The organism is Bradyrhizobium sp. P2_E8 (assembly GCF_056403875.1).
The window spans coordinates 1-2,253 of the sequence record NZ_JBFUES010001121.1 but is presented as its reverse complement, the minus strand read 5'-3'; the positions used below and the strand labels follow the sequence as shown (position 1 = coordinate 2,253).

Sequence of the window (2,253 nt, the reverse complement as noted above, 5' to 3'; positions counted from 1 at the left end):
GATCAAGACCAAGACCGGCGCGCGCACCGATGCGCAACTGGTGCGGCTTGCAGCGAGCTGCGGGCTGACGAGAATCTAGAGCTTAGCGGCTGGAGGTTTGAAGCGCCCAAGTCTGCGAATATCTGGTTCCGGACCGGCCGCGTCAACGAAGGTCTCCAGTCTCTCTCGGATTGTGCTAAGCTCGACCCAGGCACGGCCTCTGGCACGAGGCCGCCAGTCAGTGTCTATCAGGTTCCGATTTTTCAACGCGAGCCCCTTTGAACGCTCTCTCGAAGCCGCCCTCGTTCCCGTTGTATGTTTTGTACAACAACAGGAGACGCTTCCATGAACATCCGGGACAGTCTTCTTGCAGCACTGATTGCCTCCAGCGTTTTCGCGATCGGAACCGCTGAAAGCGCAACAACCGGGGCGAAAGATCACATCACCATTCTTTACGACGCCTTCGGCACAAACGAGGCGATGACAAGGGACTGGGGATTTTCGGCCCTTGTCGAAATCGCGGGAAAGCGCATCCTGTTCGATACGGGTAACGACCCCGAGGTCTTCGCCGCAAACGTGAAGGCCAAGGGTGTCAATCTCTCGGACCTCGACTTTGTCGTTCTTTCGCACCGCCACTCCGATCACATGGCGGGGCTGTCCTACGTCCTAAGCGTCAATCCTGCTGTCAAGATCTACGCGCCAAAGGAAGGATTTGGCATCTACGGCTCGTCGCTGCCTTCCGGCTTCTACCGGAAAGACGAGGCCTTGGCCCCGGAGATGCGGTACTATGGAGGCAAGCCCCCCGAGGTGATGAAGTTCGGCACGGCATGGGCCAACGCAAACTTCGAACTAGTCGATCAAACGACCGAGATTGCGCCTGGTATCACGCTTATTTCGCTGATCTCCGACGCGCCCGGGACAAGAGAACTCAAGGAGCTGTCTTTGGCCGTCAACACGGCAGACGGCATAGTCCTTCTGGTCGGTTGTTCGCACCCCGGGATCGAACGGATCGTCGAGGCGGCGACAGCTATCAATCCCAGGATTCATCTCATCGCGGGTGGATTTCATCTCGTCGTTGCACCTGACGAGGCAATCGGGAAAGTCGTTACCGCTCTGAAGGACAGGTTCAAGGTCGACAGCGTCGCACCGGGTCACTGCACCGGTGAGCCGACCTTTGCTGCGCTCAAGAAGGCATTCGGAAACAATTATCTCTATGCCGGCCTCGGCACGTCGATACCGGTTGGAACGACGTCGGACGGGACTGCCAAACGCGGAGAAGGTCCCACGCTTGACGACCTTGCGACATATCGCAAACTGGCCGCGCGCGAAGACCCGTTCGGCATATTGCGCTCGCGCAGCTTGCGATTAGGACCGGCGCTCTAGCTCGCAGTTCGCACCTTTATGCAACGCTGTAGCCGTGCGGAATGGAACCGACACCGTCGCGCTGCGGTTAGTAGCAGAGTGAAGGAGTTGCGCCATGAGTAAGGCCCATCACAAGGCAGTCGACCATCCCCCGATCATCACCGTAGGCGAGCTCATCGACGAACTTTGCCGCTTGCCCGATACGGCCGTCGTCCACTTCCACTGCCCCATGCTCGAGCAGGAGCTGACATTCTACCGCCTTCGAAAGCGGTCAAAGGATGTCGTCGAAATTGCAGTCAATGCATATCCGGAGAGCCCGCCGGTCGTTCCAACAGCCAACGGCGCGTTTCACCCGCGCAGGCACGCAACTGCCTCGCCCTCCGTTCGTGAGGGCGCGCTTCTTCACAAGGCCAGAGGTTGAGTTAGGCGTTGCGGTCTATGCCGCCTTCAGCCCGCGCAGCAGCAGCGCGAGCGTCGCATCGACGCGGGCGGGCAGATCGGCGTCCTTCCACTCGTCGGCATGGGCCGGATGGTGGAAGCGGACGGTGGCATCGAAGATGGCGCGGGCGGTAGCCTTGACGTCGCCCACCTCGAACACGCCCTGCTTCACGCCGTCGGTCAGGATCGATGAGATCTGATCGATCATGGTGTCCTTGTGGCACTTGACGGCCGCGCAGGCCTCGCGCGCCAGGGTCAGATAAGTCTCGAACATCTCGGGGTCGTCGAGCACGCGCGAACGCTTGGCGGCGAACAGCGTGCGCAGCCAGCGGTCGAGCCTGTCAGGCGCCGGCCCCTGCTCCTTGGCAATCGCCAGGAGCGGCGCGTCGATCCGGTCAAGCCAGCGTTTGGCAACGGCCTCGCGTAGCGAGGCCTTGCTCGGGAAATGGCGATAGACGCTGCCGTGGCTCACAT

3 protein-coding genes and 1 pseudogene are annotated in these 2,253 nt (G+C 60.5%); 3 read left to right on the top strand and 1 reads right to left on the bottom strand.

What is annotated here, in order from left to right:
- The 3 genes and pseudogenes from AC1D00_RS37500 to AC1D00_RS37490 all read left to right on the top strand — a co-directional run.
- A pseudogene (locus tag AC1D00_RS37500) lies at positions 1-79 on the top strand (DNA-binding response regulator); the annotation flags it as partial.
- A gap of 245 nt (positions 80-324) precedes the next feature.
- Positions 325-1,362, top strand: coding sequence for an MBL fold metallo-hydrolase (locus tag AC1D00_RS37495; RefSeq protein ID WP_135174181.1), 1,038 nt, complete (start codon positions 325-327; stop codon positions 1,360-1,362).
- Between the two features lie 94 nt (positions 1,363-1,456).
- Positions 1,457-1,762 (top strand): hypothetical protein, encoded by a 306-nt coding sequence (locus tag AC1D00_RS37490; protein WP_027548671.1) that lies wholly within the window; start codon positions 1,457-1,459, stop codon positions 1,760-1,762.
- Positions 1,763-1,777: 15 nt separating this feature from the next.
- On the opposite strand, the gene AC1D00_RS37485 is transcribed toward AC1D00_RS37490, so the two are convergent.
- A partial coding sequence (locus AC1D00_RS37485) for a TetR/AcrR family transcriptional regulator (RefSeq protein ID WP_477014136.1) occupies positions 1,778-2,253 on the bottom strand: 476 nt, incomplete at its 5' end.